The following is a 1,420-nucleotide window of genomic DNA, read 5'->3' on the forward strand; positions in this document are numbered from 1 at the left end:
TTCTAAGGCCGAGAGCTGATGACGAGTTATCTTTTAGATGACGAAGTGGTTGATGCCATGCTTCCAAGAAAAGCTTCTAAGCTTCAGGTAACCAGGAACCGTACCCCAAACCGACACAGGTGGTTGGGTAGAGAATACCAAGGCGCTTGAGAGAACTCGGGTGAAGGAACTAGGCAAAATGGCACCGTAACTTCGGGAGAAGGTGCGCCGGTGAGGGTGAAGGACTTGCTCCGTAAGCTCATGCCGGTCGAAGATACCAGGCCGCTGCGACTGTTTATTAAAAACACAGCACTCTGCAAACACGAAAGTGGACGTATAGGGTGTGACGCCTGCCCGGTGCCGGAAGGTTAATTGATGGGGTTAGCTAACGCGAAGCTCTTGATCGAAGCCCCGGTAAACGGCGGCCGTAACTATAACGGTCCTAAGGTAGCGAAATTCCTTGTCGGGTAAGTTCCGACCTGCACGAATGGCGTAACGATGGCGGCGCTGTCTCCACCCGAGACTCAGTGAAATTGAAATCGCTGTGAAGATGCAGTGTATCCGCGGCTAGACGGAAAGACCCCGTGAACCTTTACTATAGCTTTGCACTGGACTTTGAATTTGCTTGTGTAGGATAGGTGGGAGGCTTTGAAGCGTGGACGCCAGTTCGCGTGGAGCCAACCTTGAAATACCACCCTGGCAACTTTGAGGTTCTAACTCAGGTCCGTTATCCGGATCGAGGACAGTGTATGGTGGGTAGTTTGACTGGGGCGGTCTCCTCCTAAAGAGTAACGGAGGAGTACGAAGGTGCGCTCAGACCGGTCGGAAATCGGTCGTAGAGTATAAAGGCAAAAGCGCGCTTGACTGCGAGACAGACACGTCGAGCAGGTACGAAAGTAGGTCTTAGTGATCCGGTGGTTCTGTATGGAAGGGCCATCGCTCAACGGATAAAAGGTACTCCGGGGATAACAGGCTGATACCGCCCAAGAGTTCATATCGACGGCGGTGTTTGGCACCTCGATGTCGGCTCATCACATCCTGGGGCTGAAGCCGGTCCCAAGGGTATGGCTGTTCGCCATTTAAAGTGGTACGCGAGCTGGGTTTAGAACGTCGTGAGACAGTTCGGTCCCTATCTGCCGTGGACGTTTGAGATTTGAGAGGGGCTGCTCCTAGTACGAGAGGACCGGAGTGGACGAACCTCTGGTGTTCCGGTTGTCACGCCAGTGGCATTGCCGGGTAGCTATGTTCGGAAAAGATAACCGCTGAAAGCATCTAAGCGGGAAACTTGCCTCAAGATGAGATCTCACTGGAACCTTGAGTTCCCTGAAGGGCCGTCGAAGACTACGACGTTGATAGGTTGGGTGTGTAAGCGCTGTGAGGCGTTGAGCTAACCAATACTAATTGCCCGTGAGGCTTGACCATATAACACCCAAGCAATTTG

Annotated in this window: 1 rRNA gene; it reads left to right on the plus strand. The window is 52.7% G+C overall.

The annotated features are described in order from the left end of the window. Window positions 1-1,401: ribosomal RNA gene (locus tag M2401_RS34280) — 23S ribosomal RNA — on the plus strand; the annotation flags it as partial. Window positions 1,402-1,420: the final 19 nt, after the last annotated feature.

Source organism: Pseudomonas sp. JUb42 (assembly GCF_024807945.1).
In the GTDB taxonomy this organism is placed as follows: domain Bacteria; phylum Pseudomonadota; class Gammaproteobacteria; order Pseudomonadales; family Pseudomonadaceae; genus Aquipseudomonas.